At 59.9% G+C, this 18,316-nt stretch carries 17 protein-coding genes and 1 tRNA gene; 6 read left to right on the top strand and 12 right to left on the bottom strand.

The features are described 5' to 3' along the window. Window positions 1-19 precede the first annotated feature (19 nt). The 8 genes from C3938_RS06665 to C3938_RS06630 form a co-directional block, all read right to left on the bottom strand. A complete protein-coding gene (locus tag C3938_RS06665) occupies window positions 20-640 on the bottom strand; it encodes a LysE family translocator (RefSeq protein ID WP_105102401.1) in 621 nt (206 codons plus the stop codon). Beyond that, window positions 640-1,242, bottom strand: coding sequence for a DUF924 family protein (locus C3938_RS06660; RefSeq protein ID WP_105103261.1), 603 nt, complete (start codon window positions 1,240-1,242; stop codon window positions 640-642). The genes C3938_RS06665 and C3938_RS06660 overlap by 1 nt, the downstream gene beginning before the upstream one ends. A gap of 514 nt (window positions 1,243-1,756) precedes the next feature. Continuing rightward, window positions 1,757-1,832 (bottom strand) — tRNA-Phe (locus C3938_RS06655). Between the two features lie 122 nt (window positions 1,833-1,954). Then, window positions 1,955-2,236, bottom strand: a complete 282-nt coding sequence (locus tag C3938_RS06650) for an oxidative damage protection protein (RefSeq protein WP_105103260.1) — start codon at window positions 2,234-2,236, stop codon at window positions 1,955-1,957. Between the two features lie 17 nt (window positions 2,237-2,253). Then, window positions 2,254-3,375, bottom strand: coding sequence for an A/G-specific adenine glycosylase (gene mutY / locus C3938_RS06645; RefSeq protein WP_105102400.1), 1,122 nt, complete (start codon window positions 3,373-3,375; stop codon window positions 2,254-2,256). 67 nt (window positions 3,376-3,442) lie between these two features. After that, window positions 3,443-5,563, bottom strand: a complete 2,121-nt coding sequence (locus C3938_RS06640; RefSeq protein WP_105102399.1) for an AsmA family protein — start codon at window positions 5,561-5,563, stop codon at window positions 3,443-3,445. Window positions 5,564-5,720: 157 nt separating this feature from the next. Further along, entirely contained in the window at window positions 5,721-7,850 is a 2,130-nt protein-coding gene (locus tag C3938_RS06635; RefSeq protein WP_105102398.1) for a TonB-dependent receptor, read from the bottom strand. A gap of 72 nt (window positions 7,851-7,922) precedes the next feature. Then, the gene (locus C3938_RS06630; RefSeq protein WP_105102397.1) at window positions 7,923-8,183 is read right to left on the bottom strand and encodes a hypothetical protein; all 261 of its coding nucleotides are present in this window, start codon (window positions 8,181-8,183) and stop codon (window positions 7,923-7,925) included. 193 nt (window positions 8,184-8,376) lie between these two features. On the opposite strand from C3938_RS06630, the gene hisB reads away from it, so the two are divergent. The 5 genes from hisB (at window position 8,377) to C3938_RS06605 (ending at window position 12,549) form a co-directional block, all read left to right on the top strand. Continuing rightward, a complete protein-coding gene (gene hisB, locus C3938_RS06625; protein ID WP_105102396.1) occupies window positions 8,377-8,964 on the top strand; it encodes an imidazoleglycerol-phosphate dehydratase HisB in 588 nt (195 codons plus the stop codon). A 9-nt stretch (window positions 8,965-8,973) separates the two neighbouring features. Beyond that, complete coding sequence (hisH, locus tag C3938_RS06620) at window positions 8,974-9,618, top strand: imidazole glycerol phosphate synthase subunit HisH (RefSeq protein WP_105103259.1); 645 nt, start codon at window positions 8,974-8,976, stop codon at window positions 9,616-9,618. A gap of 304 nt (window positions 9,619-9,922) precedes the next feature. Further along, window positions 9,923-10,666 (top strand): 1-(5-phosphoribosyl)-5-[(5-phosphoribosylamino)methylideneamino]imidazole-4-carboxamide isomerase, encoded by a 744-nt coding sequence (gene hisA / locus C3938_RS06615; protein WP_105102395.1) that lies wholly within the window; start codon window positions 9,923-9,925, stop codon window positions 10,664-10,666. A 16-nt stretch (window positions 10,667-10,682) separates the two neighbouring features. Then, the gene (gene hisF / locus C3938_RS06610) at window positions 10,683-11,453 is read left to right on the top strand and encodes an imidazole glycerol phosphate synthase subunit HisF (protein ID WP_105102394.1); all 771 of its coding nucleotides are present in this window, start codon (window positions 10,683-10,685) and stop codon (window positions 11,451-11,453) included. 130 nt (window positions 11,454-11,583) lie between these two features. Then, window positions 11,584-12,549, top strand: coding sequence for a helix-turn-helix domain-containing protein (locus tag C3938_RS06605; RefSeq protein WP_105102393.1), 966 nt, complete (start codon window positions 11,584-11,586; stop codon window positions 12,547-12,549). 309 nt (window positions 12,550-12,858) lie between these two features. Here C3938_RS06605 and C3938_RS06595 read toward each other — a convergent pair whose 3' ends face one another. From C3938_RS06595 to gpmI, 4 genes are all read right to left on the bottom strand, one after another. Beyond that, window positions 12,859-13,104 (bottom strand): DUF6316 family protein, encoded by a 246-nt coding sequence (locus C3938_RS06595; RefSeq protein WP_105102391.1) that lies wholly within the window; start codon window positions 13,102-13,104, stop codon window positions 12,859-12,861. A gap of 130 nt (window positions 13,105-13,234) precedes the next feature. After that, a complete protein-coding gene (locus tag C3938_RS06590; RefSeq protein WP_105102390.1) occupies window positions 13,235-14,623 on the bottom strand; it encodes a S41 family peptidase in 1,389 nt (462 codons plus the stop codon). Window positions 14,624-14,802: 179 nt separating this feature from the next. Then, window positions 14,803-15,945, bottom strand: coding sequence for a murein hydrolase activator EnvC family protein (locus C3938_RS06585; protein ID WP_105102389.1), 1,143 nt, complete (start codon window positions 15,943-15,945; stop codon window positions 14,803-14,805). A gap of 30 nt (window positions 15,946-15,975) precedes the next feature. Beyond that, window positions 15,976-17,520 carry a 2,3-bisphosphoglycerate-independent phosphoglycerate mutase gene (gene gpmI, locus C3938_RS06580; RefSeq protein WP_105102388.1) on the bottom strand — a complete coding sequence of 515 codons (1,545 nt, stop codon included), beginning with the start codon at window positions 17,518-17,520 and terminating at the stop codon, window positions 15,976-15,978. Window positions 17,521-17,887: 367 nt separating this feature from the next. Here gpmI and C3938_RS06575 point away from each other — a divergent pair, with 367 nt between their 5' ends. Further along, window positions 17,888-18,298, top strand: a complete 411-nt coding sequence (locus tag C3938_RS06575; RefSeq protein ID WP_105103258.1) for a rhodanese-like domain-containing protein — start codon at window positions 17,888-17,890, stop codon at window positions 18,296-18,298. The last annotated feature ends 18 nt before the right edge of the window (window positions 18,299-18,316 follow it).

Genomic DNA, 18,316 nt, shown 5'->3' with positions numbered 1-18,316 from the left:
TTTCCATCGCGCATGTTTATTAGAGGCTAAACACCAATCGCGCGGCGAGCCCCAGCAGCAGAACGCCAAATACCTGTTGCAGGCGGTGAGCGGCTTTTGCACCTAGCCAGCCACGCCCGCTGCCCAGGGTTACCAGCAGTGCAACCAGCGCATACCAGATCGCGTCGATACCGGCGGCCAGGCCGGCCATGGCAAGTTTTGTGCTGAGCATTTGCTCGGCTGACACAAACTGGCTGAACAGGGCGGTAAAAAAGATTGCCACCTTGGGATTGAAGAAGGCGATCCCGAAACCCTGCAGCGCCGCCCGCGATACGGAAACGAACTCCGGGGTCGGATTTTTTGCCGCCGTGTTGCTCGGGGTGGGGGCGCGCAGGGCCTTCCAGCCGAGATACACCAGCATGGCCGCGCCACCCCACTGGAGAATGGTAAAGAGCATGGGGGTGTGAGTGACCAGCGCCGCCAGCCCGAAAGCAGTCAGGCAAGCATAGAGCGCGATGGCCCCGCCGTGGGCAATGGCACACGCCAGCCCCTGGCGAATACCGGCAGCAGCACAGCGCAGCACAATCAGCAGGCTGGGGCCGGGGCTCATAGCGCCCAGGGCACAGATTCCAGCCAGAGACAGCCAGGAGAGCATATCCATCAGAAACCGCCTCCCTGATCCAGCCACTCCCGCTCCGCGCTGGTCGATTCACGGCCGAGTGCCGCGTTGCGATGCGGGTAGCGTCCGAATTCGTCGATGACGTTTTGGTGGGCAACGGCGAATTGATAGAAATTCTCGGCTTGGGCAGCGCCACTGGCGCCGTCGACATAGTCCATACGCAGACGGTTGAAATAGTCCACAGAGCGGCGCTGCATCTGCGCGCTTTCGGCGTGTTCCAGCGGCATGCCCAGGAAAGCGCGCTGACAGAGTCCCAACCGGGCGTCATCGCCTCTCTCGATCACCGCGAGGGCGACCTCCAGGGCCAGGTAGTCTCCGGCAAATGCGCGGGCGGTGGCCCGATAAATATTTCGCGGGAACTGGTCACACACAAGCACCAGCGCCAGTTCACCGGACAGGGATTCGCGCCAGCTCTGCAGATCGCCGGCGATGGCAGATTCCACCAGTTGGCCGAATCGATCTTCAATCTTCTGATCAAAGGCCTCATCGCGGGTAAACCACCGTCGTTGATGCGCGTCATCCACCGTCGCTTCCAGCTGATCTGTGCCAAACCAGAACTGCAGTATTTCTGAGGGGGTAGCCATAAATTCTCCCAATTCTTTCACCGCGGCATGCAAATGACGGCTGTGGGTATTCTCCCCATTAATAAATGGCAACAAAAGGAAAGTTTGCACGCAATTCCCACCGCCTTTTACCGCGCATATTTGAACACTACGTGCGGGAAAACATCGATGCACTACTTTAGGAAATTACCGTTGAGCCAATAACGGTGCGAGCCTCTGTTGAGGTATATGTCGAAGGGCGGTTCAACGGGCGCGGGGGGAAGTGAGCCTATGCATAAATCTGAAAAGCCCCGATAGCAGCGCAGGAACCGAGCGGCGGAAGATCATTATGGCCCTGCGGGGTTTACGCCAGCCCAGTCGGGCGAGCGCCCTTCGGGCAACTTCGCTTTGCTGATCGGCGTGCCGCCAAGTCAGTCGCTCTGGCGCGTTTGGTGCAAATCGCTGGCGCGATTAGTCGAACCACATCGGTGGTTCTTAACCATCTCGAGACCCCAAACAAAAAAGCCCCACCCTTGCGGGTGAGGCTTATTTTGTATGGTGCCCAGAGGCGGAATCGAACCACCGACACGGGGATTTTCAATCCCCTGCTCTACCGACTGAGCTATCTGGGCTTCGCTTTATTCGGGGTGTCCCCGGCAGCGAGGCGCGTATTAAACCTGCTCTGCTGGGGGGAGTCAACCCCTTGATTGATAAATAGTTTTTGCGATTGATCGGAGGGTTTGTGAGCGGTCGCTTACTTGTCGTTGCCTTGCTCAGGAACGAAGCCGTCTGCGGCGTCGTAGTCTTCACCGCTGAAGAACCTGGTCATCTGTTCGGCGAGATAGGCGCGGGATGACGGCTCCATCATATTCAGGCGCTTTTCGTTGATCAGCATGGTCTGGTGGGCCATCCATTCCTGCCAGGCTTTGGCGGAGACGTTGTCGTAAATGTCCTGACCTTTGGGGCCGGGGAAAGGCGGGTTGGGGAGGCCTTCCAGTTCCTGTTGGTATTTGCGGCAGAAGACGGTGCGGGACATGGGTTCTCCTAACATTTCTAGCACGGGGCCAACAATGGCTCCCGTAGCGCCACAAGCTGTTTGACGAGCCTGGCAATGGGCGCCGGCAATCCGAGATCCTGGCCGGATCTGGGCCGGTCGAGCTGGCGCAGTTTATACCAGCCACTGGCCCCTTCTGCTACCCGCGCGGGCTTCTGCGGCAGAGTTATCCACACGGGGTGGATATCCAGGTGGAAGTGGCTGAAGGTGTGGCGCAGCAGTGGCAGGGCCTGGATTTCGGTGGCGTCCAGATCCTGAGCCGCCAGCCATTCCTGGGCGCTGGCTTCGCCGCCGTCGTCGCCTTCGAGCTGCGGAGGAATCCACAGCCTGCCCCACAGTCCAGTGGGCGGGCGCTGTTCCAGATACAGTTCGCCGTCGTGCTCGATCAGCAGCAGGGTAGTCTGGCGCTCCGGTTTTTCCTTCTTCGGTTTCTTGCCCGGGTAAGCGGTGGGGTTGCCCTGGGCGCGGGCGATACAGTGATGCTCGAATGGACAGCGCTCGCAGGCCGGGCGGGAGCGGGTGCAGAGGGTCGCGCCCAGATCCATCATCGCCTGGGTGTAATCCCCGGTGCGTTCCGCGGGTGTGTAGCGCTCGGCGATCTCCCACATCCGGTTCGCCACCGCCGTCTGCCCCGGCCAGCCCTCCACGGCGTGGATTCGGGCCAGTACGCGCTTTACATTGCCATCCAGAATGGCCGCTTTCAGTCCCATGCTGATCGACGCGATGGCGCCGGCGGTGGAGCGGCCGATACCGGGCAGTTCAGCGAGTGCCTCCACATCCCGCGGAAATTCACCGTTGTGCTCATCGACCACCGCCTGTGCGCACTTGTGCAGGTTGCGCGCGCGCGCGTAGTAGCCGAGACCGCTCCAGTGAGCCAGAACCTGGTCCTGGCTGGCAGCGGCCAGTGCCTGCACCGTGGGAAAAGATTCCATAAAACGCAGGTAATAGGGGATAACTGCCGTCACCTGGGTCTGCTGCAGCATGATCTCCGACACCCATACCCGGTAGGGATTGATGTTTTGCTGCCACGGCAGGTTGTGACGGCCGTGCTGGTCGAACCATTTGAGCAGGGCCTGCTGGAAGCGGGCGGGGGTTTTGGGCTTGTTGTTGGAATTGGGCATGGACTGAAATAAAAATGGGCACCGCGAAGGGTGCCCATGCTAGCGGGATAGGACGGTGAGATATAGCCTACGGCGTCGGTTCTTCTTTCTCTCCGCGATTGAACAGCCCCTTGAACTTGTCTTTCAGCTTGTCTTTCAATTCCTCGGTTTTTTGTTCCACCTTGTCACCGTATTTCTTCTCCGCCTTGTATTTCAGCTCGTCGCGGATCAGGTCATCCAGGCGGCGGCTGTCGGGTTTGCAGGTGGTGGCGCCGGCCTCCGAGAATTTGGCGTTGCAGCGCAGGGGCAGCGGGCGGTTGCGCCAGCGGTCGTTCTGCACTGAGCAGCCATTGCCGGAGGTCTTCTCGCCAACCAGCGCGAGGCCGAGAGCGAAGTCGAAATCCTGCTGCTCCAGATTGACGGTGCCGTCACCGGTGAGCGCGATGTTCTCGATACCGGCGTTGATGCCCTCCACTTTCGCCACGTCACCATTCAGATTCACACTGGCGCGCAGGTCCTGCAGGCGGGTCTGTGCTGGCCACTCTTTTTCCGGCAGGGTGGTTTTCTCCGCGTAGCTCACCAGCTGGCACATGCCCTTTTCCAGGTTGAACGGGGCGAGGGCCAGCTCTGCGGCATTCATCTGCACTGCAGCGCGCAGGTTTTTCTGCAGTGCCAGGGTGTCGGCGCCGCTGGTTTGCCCCACCCAGGTAAGATCGGTCTTGCCGGACAGGGTGACCTTTTTCTGGTTCGCCGTTTCCGGTTCGTCGCTGGCGAACAGCGCCTCCTGCACCTTGGAAATTTCCACTCCGGTGAGTCCGCCGCTCAGCTCACCGCGGGCGGAATTGCCGCGAGCATTGAATACGCCGGTGCTGTTCAGGGTGCCGCCGTAGAGGCCGGCGGCGAGTTTGTTCAGCTGGTACAAGCCATTGTTCACATTGACCGCGAGCTGTGGCTTGTCGATGTCAAAGTCCAGTGCGTGCAGTTTGTCGAGGGTCAGATCCAGTTTGGCGTTAAAGCCGCGCATGGATTCCAGCGGCAGGGGTACCGGCTGCGCCGCGGCCACATCGGCGTTCAGTTCACTCTGCTCCGGGGTGGCGACGGGGGGCGGCAGGTAGTCGTCCACATTCAGATCACCGCCTTTGAGGGTCAGAGAGACGCTGGGCACGTCGCCCGCCTGATAACTGGCGCTGCCGCTAAAGGTATTGCTGTCCAGTGCCAGTTGCAGCGGTTCCAGGTTCATCTGTTTGTCGGTGCCGCTGATGTCGGCTTCGATATGCAGTTTTTTCAGGGCGTCGGTACTTTGGGGCGTGTACGCACTGCCGACGGCGGCGAGCCAGCCGGTGAGGGGATTCACGTCCATATTCAGATTCAGTTGGATCTGCCAGGGCGCGTCTGCTTTGGCGCGGCGCACGTTGCCGCGCAGGTTGATCTCCGCTTCCGCACCCTGGGCGCCAGTCAGCCTGATGTTGGCGGGCTGTACGCGCAGACCGTTGAGGCCCTCGTCAATGGCGAGGCTGCTGTGGATATCCAGATTGACGGGTTCCGGGAAGCCGCTGCCCGCAAGTTCCGCTTTCAGGCGGATATCGCCAGGTTTGCCACCGGGAACCAGGTTGTCTGCGCTGATATTCAGCTTGTTGATGGCGTATTCGCTGCCGGCCTGTTTGTCGGTGTAACGCAATACGCCGTTTTCCAGTCGCAGTTGTTCCAGCGCCAGTTCGAGGCCGCCGGAAGCCGGGGCGTCCTCTTTGGGGATGTCGAGGGTCGGCGGCGTTTCGCGCTGGGCTTTCGCGTCCTGTTCCGCTTTGGCCTCGATGGCGTCGGTAATCAGCTCCCAGTTGCCCTTGCCGTTCTTGTCCACGGTAAGTGCTACCTGCGGGCTCAGCAATACGATCTCTTTGGCTTCGATACGCTTGTCCAGCAGCGGCATCAGTGCCACGCCGACCGCCATCCTGTCAGCTTCCAGCAGCGATTCACGGGGCAGTGCGAGAGGTGCCACTTTCACACCGTCGAGCTTGAGCGCGATGTTTGGCCACAGCTGCCAGCCGATATCGCCGTCCAGCGTCAGGGCAACACCCTGGTCCGCGGCCAACTGCACGATTTTCGATTTGTACTGGTTGGCGTCGAGACCGGAGAGAAACCAGGCGATCACGCCGGCGAAGAGGATAAACAGAACAACGAGGGTAATAAGTCCGCGTTTGATCCAGGCCATGCAGAAGCATCCTTATATCTGGCGGGCACCACTGAAAATCTACTGCGTATACGCCGGGCTGCGATTTTCAGAGATGCCCAGGAATGGACGAGAAAAGAGCGGCGCCCGCGAGATGATTGCGAGCGCCGCAGATGCGGACTATTGAAGCAGTTGCCGGTCAGAAATGAAACCTTACTCCGGCTTCAATACTGCGCCCGGCTTCTGGGGCAAAGTCGCGCAGCAGGGAAGTGGCGTTGCGAATTTCCTCGTCGAGGAGATTGCGCGCGTTGGCGAAGAGCACCACATCGTTGCCTGCCAGTTTCAGGTTGTACTGGGCGGTGAGGTCCATGCGCGTGTAGGCGTCGGTGGTTTCCTCGAAGGCGCCGGGGTGGTTCTGGGCTGTGGCGTGCGTGTTGCGCCACTGCCAGTTCCAGTCGGCGTAGTCACCGCCCAGGGCAAAGCCGTAGCGCAGTGGCGGCAGGCGCGGCACTTCGCTGGACTGGCCGGCGATGGCATCGTCAAAGCTTGCGCGCACGCTGTCGCCAAACAGGGTCAGACTGAGCCCATTTGCCAGTGGGAACTGCACCGAGGCCTCTGCACCGTAGAAGGTGGCGTCGCGGTTCTGATAGCTGTAAATATCGAACTCGCTCTCGTCGTCTACCAGACCGGTATTGGCGGCGTAGATGTAGTCGGCGATGCGGTTGTAGAAAACATTGGCCTCTACTCTGGCCGCGTGCCAGCCGCTGGCATCCTGGTTGTGGTGGTGATAACCCAGCTCCAGATTCAGCGAGTTTTCCTTGTCGAGGTTTTCGCTGCCGATCAGGTAGCGGGATTCCGCCAGGTGCGCACCGTCGGCAAACAGCTCTTCCGCCACCGGCGCGCGCTCGGCGCTGGTGAGGCCGAGGCTCAGGTGCTGGTGTTCGGCGAGGAAATACTGGATGGCGCCGGACAGGCCGATCAGGTCGAAGTCCTTGTCATCGCCGTACTCCGGGTCGATCGCAACGTTTTCCAGGCGCGCGCCGAGGTCCATGTGCCACTTGCCCCACTCGCGCTCCTTCATGGTGAAGGCGCCGATACTGTCGGTAACAGACGGGCGGATGAAGGCTTCGTCGCCCACCGCGGCGAAATCCTTGCGTGATAACTGCAGACCGTAAGCGCCGCGCCACTCACCGCCGTCGTCGTGAGTCAGTTCCACGCGGCTCTCCCAGGCCTTGTTGGTGAAGCGGGTACCCTCGTGGAAATGATCGCCGTGGGCCTCCAGCTCGACGTGCTCGTAGTCGTTGTGGCCGAGGCGGAAGCTGAGTTTGTCCCAGTAGTCGCCGTTGAAGTCGTGTTCACCTTTCAGGTCGTAGCGGGTCTGCGCCAGATCGATGCGCACCGCCTCGGCGCCGTGCTCCTCGTGCTCCTCCTCATGACCGTCTTCCAGCGCGTGCTCCTCGTCTTCGTCTTCTTCGTGGTGGTGCTCGTGCGTGCCGAGGGGAATACCGTAGTTATTCTCCAGGCGATTGACGGAGAAGCCCACATAGCCGCTATCGCTAATCCAGGACAGGCCGGCACTGCCGCTCTTGGCGCGGGCACTGGTGTTGCCGACGAAGCCGTCGGTGTTGAACTCCTCCTCGTGGTGTTCTTCCTCAGGGTGCTCCTCGTGGTCTTCGTGTTCGCGGATGGCGAGACCGGGAATCTGGGTGTCACTGTTGTCACGGTAGACTCCGTCCAGATACCAGGCCAGATTGCCCGCGCCACCCTGCAGACGAAAGACACCGGCATCCTGCTTGTTGGCGGTGTCGTGGCGCATCTCCACGGCGCCCTCGAGTTCTTCCGGCAGGCGGGTGGGAATACGGCCATCGATCACGTTCACCACACCGCCAATGGCGCCGCTGCCGTAACGCAGAGCAGCGGGACCGCGCAGGATCTCGATACTGCTGGCCAGCAGGGGTTCAATGCTGGCGGCGTGGTCGGAGCTGGTGTTGGAAGCGTCAGCAACGTCGAGGTTGTCGTTCAGTACCTTCACCCGGTTGGCGCTCTGGCCGCGGATGACCGGCAGGCCCACGCCACCACCGAAGGAGGCATTGGCCACACCCAGCTGGCTGTTGAGAGTCTGGCCCAGGGTGGCGGCGGCGGATTTGCGCAGCTCGTCGCCCTTTAACACGGAAACCGGCGCGGCCACCGCGTCGGCGGGTTTGGCCAGGGGGGAAACAGTGACGTTCACTTCTTCAAGGTTGTCCCGCTTGTCGGCAGCGGTCTGAGCGGAAACGGAGGAAGACAGCGCGCAGGCAATAGCCAGCGCCAGAGTGTTTACTCGGTACATTGTTGTTTATTCCTGTCACGGACGGGCAGCGGCCACCCAAAGGCCGGTGCCGGCTATGTAAAAAATTGGTTATTAGCGAAGTGACAGGAGTGCGGGTGGGCCGCGGGCAGTCTGACGTTCCGGCTGGCAGTCGAGGGCCACCGGCGCCTGCTGCTCGGTGTACAGCGTTGCCAGGTTCAGACTGGCGAAGGTGAACTCACTGCCCACGGGCGCGGGCGTGTGGTTGTGGGACAGATCGCAGAGCTGATGCGAGCGATCGTCGATGTGAATATGCTCCGCCAGTACCGGCTGCGCGAGCGTGAGCGCGAACAGCAGCACGAAGGTGACCCACATTGGAGTCTTATGGCGGGAGGTCATAGTCATGCGCGGTATGATATTTGATCTCTGTGACGAATCAAGTTTCATCTGAGACTAACGGCCAAATTCGGGCGCGTTTGGGCGTATAATTCGCGCCTTCTATCGCAAGGGACGACCAACGGGGTCGCCCTGACAGGCAAACAAGCTCGCAACCAAGGATGTAGACCTCATGCGCACCGCCAGCGTCAATCGCGACACCCTGGAAACCAAGATTCAGGTAAGCGTCAATCTCGACGGCAAAGGCACCGGCAAATTCAACACCGGTGTCCCCTTCCTTGAGCACATGATGGACCAGATCGCCCGCCACGGCATGATCGACATGGACATCACCTGTGACGGCGACGTGCACATCGACGACCATCACACGGTGGAAGACATCGGCATCACCCTCGGCAAGGCCATCAACCAGGCCGTGGGCGACAAGAAAGGCATGACCCGCTACGGTCACGCCTACGTACCGCTGGATGAAGCGCTTTCCCGCGTGGTCATCGACTTCTCCGGCCGTCCCGGCCTCACCATGAACGTACCGTTTACCCAGAAGCGCATCGGCAACTTCGACACCGAGCTGTTCTACGAATTCTTCCAGGGATTCGTCAACCACGCCCTGGTCACCCTGCACATCGACTGCATCCGCGGCTTCAATGCCCACCACCAGATCGAAACCGTATTCAAAGCCTTCGGCCGCGCCCTGCGCATGGCCCTGACTCCGGACCCGAGAATGGAAGGCGCCATGCCCTCCACCAAAGGTGTTCTGTAAAAAATGGGCATGCAAAGAATCGTCGTCCTCGACTACGGTATGGGAAACCTCCACTCCGTAGCCAGCGCCCTGAAAAAAGTCGCGCCCACTGACGAAGTCGTCCTCGCCACTACCCCGGAAGAAGCCCAGGGTGCAGACCGGCTGATTGTCCCCGGCGTCGGCGCCATCCGCGACTGCATGGAAGGTTTTATCCGTCCCGGTTTCGTGCCCCTGCTGAACCAGTGCATAGAGTCGGGTATGCCTATCCTCGGTATCTGTGTGGGTATGCAGATCATGATGGCCAGCAGCGAAGAAAATGGCGGTATCGACTGCCTGGGCCTGTTTCCGCAACCGGTAAAGTTTTTCGGCAAAGATCTTTATGAAAACGGACAACACCTGAAGGTCCCGCATATGGGCTGGAATCGGGTGCAGCAGAAGGTCGGACACCCGCTGTGGAATGAGATTGAAAGCGGCAGCCGGTTTTATTTTGTGCACAGTTATTACGTGCCCGCGGAAAACAACGAAGCCATTGCCGGTGAATGCGACTACGGTGTGCCATTTGCGGCGGCGGTCACCCGCAACAATATTTTTGCGACCCAGTTCCATCCGGAAAAAAGTGCGGAAGCAGGAATGCAGTTGTTGAAGAATTTTGTCGGTTGGAATGGTGCGGCGTAAAGGCTGAAAAACCGTTTTTTTTGTAGGAGCCTGCTTGCAGGCGAATTGCCGAGCCCCAGCTCGGCGTTCCCGGGCTCGCCTGCAAGCAGGCTCCTACAGGTCAGTACCAAAGCGGCTGACGAAGTGCAAATCTAAATGCGAAGGGGGAGTGCCGGGTATAAGTTTTCAGAAGCGTCGGCAACAGGGATGTTGCCGACGCAGCGTACAGGGACGTATTCACAGCGGTTCTGAAAACTTATACCCGGTGCTCCACCGCCACCGGTCCTGAATAAAAAAGGTCCCCCGCTACAGGAAGTTAAATCAAATGATCGTAATCCCAGCCATTGATCTGAAAGACGGCGAGTGCGTGCGTCTACGCCAGGGTGAAATGGAAGACGCCACCGTCTTCTCCGACGACCCGGTCGCCACCGCCGAACACTGGCTCAGCCAGGGGGCCAAACGTCTGCACATCGTCGACCTCAACGGCGCCTTCGCCGGCAACCCGGTCAACGACTACGCCGTCAACGCCATCGTTCGCCAGTTTCCCAAATTCCCGATCCAGATCGGTGGCGGAATTCGCGACCTGAAAACCATCGAACGCTACATCGACGCCGGCGTCACCTGGGCCATCATCGGCACCGCCGCCGTAAAAAATCCCAAACTGGTCAAAGAAGCCTGCCGTGAATTCGAAGGCCACATCATCGTCGGCCTCGATGCCAAAGACGGGCTCGTCGCCACCGAAGGCTGGGCCGAAGTCTCCGACGTACAGGCCACCGAACTCGCCAAACAGTTCCAGGACTGCGGTGTCAGTGCCATTGTGTATACCGACATCGCCCGCGACGGCATGATGCAGGGCGTCAACATCGAAGCCACCATGGATCTCGCTCGCGCCGTGCAGATTCCCATCATCGCCTCCGGCGGCGTCAGCTGTATCGAAGATATTGAAAAGCTGCTGCAAGCCGGCGACGACAGCACCGCAATCTTCGGTGCCATCACCGGTCGCGCCATCTACGAAGACAAGCTCGACCTGCGCGCCGCGCAGGAACTGTGCGACAGCTGGAACCAATAACCGCAGGGATCAATCCATGGGCCTCGCCAAACGTATCATTCCCTGTCTCGACGTCGACGCCGGCCGTGTCGTCAAAGGCGTCAACTTTGTCGACATCCGCGATGCCGGCGACCCGGTGGAAATTGCCCGCCGCTACAACGAAGCCGGCGCCGATGAAATCACCTTCCTCGACATCACCGCCACCCACGAAGGGCGCGACACCACCCTGCACACCGTGGAAAAAATGGCCTCACAGGTATTCATTCCGCTCACCGTCGGCGGCGGCGTGCGGGAGATCCAGGACATCCGCAACCTGCTGAATGCCGGCGCCGACAAAACCGCCATCAACTCTGCCGCCGTATTCAATCCCGACTTCGTGCGCGAGGCCGCCGACCGTTTCGGCAGCCAGTGTATTGTTGTCGCCATCGACGCCAAGCAGGTGGGCGATGACAAAGAGCCCAAGTGGGAGATTTTCACTCATGGCGGTCGCAAACCCACCGGAATTGATGCGGTGGAATGGGCGAAAAAAATGGACAGCTACGGCGCCGGTGAAATCCTGCTCACCAGCATGGACCGCGATGGCACCAAAAACGGTTTTGACCTGGCGCTGACCCGCGCCATCTCCGACGCAGTTTCCGTACCGGTGATTGCCTCCGGCGGTGTGGGTAATTTGCAGCATCTGGCGGATGGCGTATTGAAGGGCGGTGCCGATGCAGTGCTCGCCGCCAGTATTTTCCACTTCGGTGAATACTCCGTTAGTGAGGCAAAACACTTTATGCAGGATGCCGGTATCGAAATGCGTCTGTAGCATGAGGACGTTTCCGCTATTGGTTCCTGGCGGAAAATGTGGACGCCGTTTTTGGTATTGAGACTGGAGGCTAGCGGCAACCTGTGAAAATAGTGCTATAAGTAAGGGTTCGGCACACGGCTGGTTCTCTATGGGCTATTTTCGATTCAATTCGCAGGACTACTCCGAAAGTGAGCGCCGTACGGCACTGGCGGAAACCTATGCGCCATTGTGCGGCCTGGATGTGGACGTCGGTTGCGAGCAGTTGGACGTCAATGTCGCCGTGAGGACTTTCCCTCGCGCGGTGGTTGCGGACTCCTATCTTCTCGACCACAAAGCCTGGCGCACCCACGCTCATATTGCCGACGGCGACGATTCCATGATGCTGGTCATTCCACGGCAGGGCGCGCTGGGTATCACCTCCGGCTCGACGAGTGAGTCTATCTGCAAGCCTGGGCAAATGTATTTATTGCCGTTGGAAGACCCCTATATCAGCCGGAATCAGGGCGCGCTGTTTGTCACCAGTATCGGTTTGCCTCGGCAATTTCTGGAAAGCCGACTCGCTGCACCCGGCCGGGTAATCGGGAAAAATTTTCATCCACAGGATAGAAGTGCCTACCAGCTGCTGCTCGGGTACCTGGAAAATCTCTATCAATCCGGAGACTCGCTTTCCGACTCCGCGGCCAAACTGGCGGAAATCCAGCTTATGGATCTGGCCGCACTGGTGCTCGGAGTCGATGGTGAGAATGAAGTCATTGCGGGTAACCGTGGTGTCCGTCAGGCTCGCTACCAGGCCATGCGTAATTACATCCGGTTGCGCATGTTCGATCCTGAATTGAACTCAGATGTGGTCGCCCGTCACTTCAATATTTCCCCTCAATATCTCCGCAAAATTTTCGGCGAATTCAACTTCACTTTTACCGATTATCTCAATGGCATCCGGTTGGACTGGGTGTATCGAAATCTGGCGAATCCCGCGAGTGGTCGGGACTATATTTCGACGCTTGCTTATCGCGCTGGTTTCAGCAACCTGGCTTGGTTCAATCGGGCGTTTAAACGGCGGTTTGGCCTCTCCCCCTCGGAGGTTCGCGAGAAAGCCACCGAGCAGATTCCGTAGTCACGGATAAATGGTCGCGGGAATTCGTTGTTGGCTGGATTTGGGACATGGAGGCTGATCTGGAAGGTATGCGTTTAGTATCTGCCCTGGTGGCGAATACTATCAGGGGGGGTACCCTGAATGCGCTTTACTTTAGGGGCAACTTGATTTGCTTCTTTGCACTGACGGTAGCACTGCCTGCCCCGGCGCTTCAAAGGATTTGGAGTGAGATGTTCAGCAAAAGGATTTGCTGATACCGGGCTCATCATGCTGTATCCAGCAGCCCTTTCTATATTCTTGAATGCCAGGTTCCCTCCCTGGCATTTTTTTTTAGAATCTGTTGGCGCTGCGCCAACGCCGGGCGCGCAGGCTGCCGAAAGGGCGCACGTTGCCGGAGTATTCCTGAAGGGGATTGAGATACTTGTCCACGGCCTTTTCCGCTTCCTCGCGGCAGGAAAAAGGCCCGAAGGTATTGCCACCGCGCACGGTGAAGAACCAGTCGTTGTCGACTTTGAAGAAGCGATCGGCTCGAGGGGGAATGGGGTTTCCCTGTTCGCCACGACGATACCGCTGCATGACTACCTCGCTACTACTGTGGGGACTGTACGGGGGCTACGCCTCCGTAGTCGCCAATCCTGCAATGGAACCCGTCCCCGCCAGAAAGTCTGCCTGCGGCGGGGACGATTGGACTAACGTCACTCGATGATTACAAGTCTTCCGCGCGAATTCGCGCTACCTGGTCCTTTGCTACCGGTGCAGCGCTCTCTTCGCTTTTAACCGGTGCGCGATGTCCGTACAGGTTCAATCCCTTCAGGACATTCAGCGCTTCGAACACCTGGTTGTCGCGGCCGTACCAGTCATCATTGCCGGCTTTGGCGCGCTTGCGATCTTCTGCCCCGCTCTCCTTGCCGCCGTTACCGTTACCCAAATGTCCGGCCAGGTCTGCCTCGGTGGTGCGGGCCACGCCGTCCATGCGGGTTACCTGGACACGCTCGACGGTGATATCCGGTTTGATTCCCTGGGCCTGGATCGAACGCCCTTTGGGCGTGAAGTAGAGCGCGGTGGTGAGTTTAATGGCGCGGTCGTCGGTGATTGGAATCACTGTCTGCACCGACCCCTTGCCGAAGCTGTCGGTTCCCATCACCACCGCGCGGCGGTGATCCTGCAGGGCTCCGGCGACGATTTCCGCGGCGGAGGCGGAACCATCGTTGATCAGTACCACCAGCGGCGCACCGTTGGTGACATCTCCGGGACTGGCGGAGTAGCGCAGGTTGGAGGATTCATTGCGGCCCTCGGTATAGACCACGAGACCGTCTTCCAGAAAGGCATCCACCACTTCCACCGAGGATTGCAGTACGCCACCGGGGTTGTTGCGCAGGTCGATCACCAGACCCTTGATGTCACCTTCCTGCTTGAGTTTTTTCATCGCCCGCATCAGGTCGCCGCCGGTATCCAGCTGGAACTGGCTGATGCGTACATAACCGTAGCCGTCTTCGAGCATTTCCCCGCGCACACTGTACACGCGCACCTTGTCGCGCTTGAGGGTCACGTCAAAGGGTTCCTTGTGTCCTTTGCGCCCGATCGTGAGCGTGACCGCGGAGCCTACCGGTCCGCGCATTTTCTCCACCGCCTCATCAAGGCTGACGCCGCGCATGGATTTGCCTGCAAGCCGCAGGATCACATCGCCGGCGCGCAATCCGGCGCGTTCGGCGGGGGTGTCGTCCATGGGAGTGATGATGGTGATGTAGTCGTCTTCGACACCCACTTCGATACCGAGGCCGGCAAATTCACCGGTGGTGTTGGCCTGCAGGTCGTCGAAGGAGCGGCTGTCGAGATAGGCGGAGTGAGGGTCGAGCCCCTGCAGCATGCCCTTGATGGCGTACTCCAGCAGGGTGCTGTCGTCGACTTCGTTGACGTAGCCCTGGCGGATCTGCTCGAACACTTTGGCGAAACTGCGCAGGTCTTCCAGAGGCAGTCGCGCCTCGGCTTCCAGCGAGGTGCGCTCGCTGCTGCCGCCCTGGCTGAGTCCTGTCAGCGGTAGAGCGGTGAGAGCTGCCACGCCGATCAGGCTGGCAAGCATTTTGCGGGTGAACATATTCTGCACGTCCTTGGCATTTATCGTAGTGTCGGGAACTCGGCTGCAAACTCCGGGTGTTCACAGGAATTGTAGACCCGGCACTGCGGCCGGGTTTGAAGTTGGCGGAGAAGTGTTCCGGCGTGGAACCACAGGGTGAAAATTGCCGGCGAAAGTGTGGTAGGCGAATGTGGGCGGAATCAGCCGCGGCACCAGGCGGTAGGGTCCTGAGGTTTGCCGTGACGGCGGATCTCAAAATACAGGCCCGGCTCACTCATGCCGCCGGTGTTGCCGACCCTGGCGATGGTGTCACCGCGCTCTACCCATTCGCCAATGGCGCGGGTGAGAGACTGGTTGTGCCCATAGAGACTCATATAGCCATCGCCGTGATCGAGGATGATCAGCATGCCGTGTCCGCGTAGATAATCGGAAAACACGACCCTGCCGCGGTGGATGGCATTGACCGGAGCACCTTCGCTGGCACGCAGGGTTACCCCGGTCCAGGTAATGCCGTTGGCACGACGCTGACCGTAGGCATTGGCGCGTCGTCCCGAGGTGGGCCACTGCATGCGCCCGCGCTGTTTGGCGAAGGGTGTCTGGTCGCTGGGGTTGATCAGGCTGGAAATGGCGCGGCCCACTTCGTCCACCAATCGCTGCAAGCGGCTGCGGTCGTTGTGCAGCTGGTCCAGTTCACCGCTTTTGCTGGCGAGCTGCGCGGCCAGTTTATCCAGGGTGCGCTGGCGGTTTTTCTGTGCGCTGGCGAGCGCCCGGTGTTTTTCCTCCAGCTGGCTGCGTTCACGGGCGAGGGTGTCCTGTTCGCGCTGAATACCTGAGCTGACGGTGGAGAGCTGGTCGAGGGTGCTGACGTAATCGTCGATGACGCGGCTGCGTTGCTTGAGGAAGTAATCGTGGTAGCGGAGTTGGCGGGCGATGTGCTGCGGATCTTGCTGATTGAGGAGCAGCTTGATCTGCTCCTGGCGACCGAGTCGGTAAGCGGCGGCGACTTCCTGCTCGACCCGCCGCTGCATACTTCGGCGGGAATCCTCGAGTTGCCGCTCTTCCTGCTTGAGTTCCTGCAGCTTGTCGCCGCGGCTTTTCATGTCCGCCTTGATCTTGTCGATGCGCTGCAACAGTTCCGAGATGTCTTTCTCGTTGGCTTCCAGGTCCTTGAGCAGCTGGTCGCGCTCACTTTTTACCTGGTTCAGCTCCTGTTGCAGCGTCGCGATACGCTGTTTGATTTCCGCGAGCCGCGCCTGCTGCGCCTCATCATCCGCCTGCGCGAAGCAGGCGGGAATCAGTACCAGTGACAGCAGGGCTGCGATAACAAATGCAGAAAATTTCATGGCGTCAGCTGCGGTTTCCTGTTGAGTGATTCAATTGATCTTGACCAGCGGTTCGCCGTTCATCTCCACCGGCTGCGGCAGACCCATCAATGCCAGCATGGTAGGTGCCACGTCCGCGAGGCTGCCACCGTCGCGCATAGTGACACTGCGCTCGCCGATGTACACAAACGGCACCGGCAGGGTGGAGTGCTGGGTGCTGACCTGGCCGGAGGCGCCGTCGAACATCTCTTCCACGTTGCCGTGGTCGGCGGTAATCAGTACCTCGCCGCCGGCAGCCAATGCCGCTCTGGTGACGCGATCCACACACGCATCCAGCGCTTCCACCGCTTTTACCGCGGCTTCAAATACGCCGGTGTGGCCCACCATGTCGCCGTTGGCGTAGTTGCAGATGATGGCGTCGAACTTGCCGCTCTCAATGGCCGCTACCAGCTTGTCGGTGACTTCGGGGGCGCTCATCTCCGGCTGCAGGTCGTAGGTGGCCACGTCCGGAGATTTAATCAGGATGCGCTCCTCGCCATTGTAGGGCTCTTCGCGGCCGCCGCTGAAGAAGAAGGTCACATGGGCGTACTTTTCCGTCTCGGCGATGCGCAACTGGGTCTTGCCCTGATTCTGCAGGTATTCGCCGAAGGTGTTGGTGAGGCTCTCCGGCGGGAAGGCGCAGGCGGCATCGATACTGGCGGCGTATTCGGTGGTCATTACGAAGTCCGCCAGCTTTGGGGTCAGCGCGCGTTTGAAGCCGTCAAAATCCGCCTCGGTAAAGGCGCGGGTGAGCTGGCGGGCGCGGTCCGGGCGGAAGTTCATGAAGATCAGTGCGTCGCCGTCCTGCATCGGTGCCGGTGCGCCGATCAGGGTTGGGGCCACGAATTCGTCATTCTCGTCGCGCGCATAGGCGGCGGCGAGGCCGGCCAGCGCATCGTCCGCCTGATATTTGGCCGCGCCCTGGGTGATCAGGTCGTACACCGGCTGCACGCGATCCCAACGGTTGTCGCGGTCCATGGCGTAGTAGCGCCCGGCAATACTGGCGATACGCGCGGTGCCGAGGGCGTCACACACCTGGGTCAGGCGCGCCAGCGGGGTCTCCGCGCTGCGCGGCGGGGTGTCGCGGCCGTCGGTGAAGGCGTGGATATACACCGCCTTGGCACCACGCTGGGCGGCCAGAGTGGCCATGGCGACAATGTGGTCGTCGTGGCTGTGTACGCCGCCATCGGACAGCAGGCCCATGATGTGCACCGCATTGCCGCTGGCCACGGCTTTGTCTACCGCCGCGGTGTAGGCCGGGTTGGTGAAGAAGTCACCGTCCTTGATCGCCTTGTTGATACGGGTGAAATTCTGATACACCACGCGGCCGGCGCCGAGGGTCATGTGGCCGACTTCGGAGTTGCCCATCTGCCCTTCCGGCAGACCCACTGCCATACCGGAGGTGTGAATCAGGGTTTTCGGGCGGGTGGCCCAGATCTGGTCCCACACCGGGGAATTCGCCGCGGCAATGGCGTTGTGCTCGGTGTGCTCGCTGTGGCCGAAACCGTCCAGAATCAGCAGTACCAAGGGGCGTTTGGACGAAGACTCGGTTGCCATGGGATCAGACTTCCTGTGTTGGGTGTTCGTAATGCGCGTGTAATGGAGGATCGTTCGGCGTCACTGCCGGAAGACGGAACTCTTGTGTGAGTTGTACCGCAGGTGGCGGATTTTAACCTGTTTGTGTGTCTGAGGTCAGTATTTGCGCAACGATCGACGGGAGAAAGCGGGCAAAAAGGTTGATTAAGAAATCGCCATCTTCATGTATACTGCGCCGCTTTCACAGATCGGGCCGCAGGCGCTCCGTTTCCGGACCGCAGGCGCTCACTGCCGGCACTATTGATTTACAATACCCGGCCTAAACGCGACCGACCATTTGGTCAATAGTCGTAGAAAGAACAACAAATCAGATTTTTTGGGGGCGGAGTTGGATTTTTTCGTCTTTATCAGCGAGCAGTGGCTGCTGGTGAGCCTGCTGGTGGCGTTGATATACGCCTTGGCCATTACCGAGCGGATCAAGGCGGGCAAGCCCGCGTCGGCGCACGAGGCCACTCTGCTGATCAACAGCGACGGCGCCAGGGTCATCGATCTGCGCGACCGCGCCGAGTTCACCGCCGGGCATATCGTGGATGCGATCCACATTCCCCACGGTGAGGTCGAGAAACGCATGGGTGAACTGGCACCCTATAAAGAGAAGACGCTGATTCTGGCCGACAAGATGGGCCAGCACGCGGGCCCCGTGGGTCGCCAGTTGAAAAAGGCCGGCTACACCGTACGCCGTCTTGAGGGTGGCATGTCCGAGTGGACAAATCAGAAGCTGCCCGTAGTGAAGGGCTGATCCGCCCACCGTCATAGA

The sequence above is a fragment of the Microbulbifer pacificus genome, from assembly GCF_002959965.1.
Taxonomy (GTDB): Bacteria; Pseudomonadota; Gammaproteobacteria; order Pseudomonadales; family Cellvibrionaceae; genus Microbulbifer; species Microbulbifer pacificus_A.
This window is presented reverse-complemented; position numbering and strand designations above follow the sequence as displayed.